Below are 438 nucleotides of genomic sequence, written 5' to 3' on the forward strand. Positions count from 1 at the left end.
GGCGTCGACGAGGTGCTCGAAGCCGTCGATCACCAGCAGCGTCCGGCGCTCGGAGAGGTGTTCGACGAGGACGGCGCGGGGCGGCCTGCTGGTGTGGTCGGTCAGGCCCAGCGCGTCGACCAGGGCGTGTTCCAGCAGGTCGGGGTGGCGTACGGCGGACAGCTCGGCCAGCAGGACCCCGTCGCAGTACCGTTTCTCCCGCAGGGCGGCGACCCGGGTCACGCACCGGGTCTTGCCCACGCCCGCCACCCCGGCGACGGTCACGAGCCGGGACTCCTCCAGCAGTCCGCCCAGCTCGGTCAGTTCGTCCTCACGTCCCACGAACGGGTTCAGTTCGGCCGGGAGATCGCCGGGCACGGCCGGGCGGCGGGCGTCCGGATCATCGGGATGAGGGGAGGGGTCCTGCAGGCGTCGCATGAAACACGCAGAGTACTGGCT

At 71.7% G+C, this 438-nt stretch carries 1 protein-coding gene; it reads right to left on the reverse strand.

All coding sequences use genetic code 11. From position 1 onward, the window contains the following. On the reverse strand, nt 1-417 hold a 417-nt coding region (locus AC0AIB_RS31395), incomplete at its 3' end, for an AAA family ATPase (protein ID WP_465098111.1). Nucleotides 418-438 lie beyond the last annotated feature (21 nt).

Source organism: Micromonospora sp. DSM 43699 (assembly GCF_055517075.1).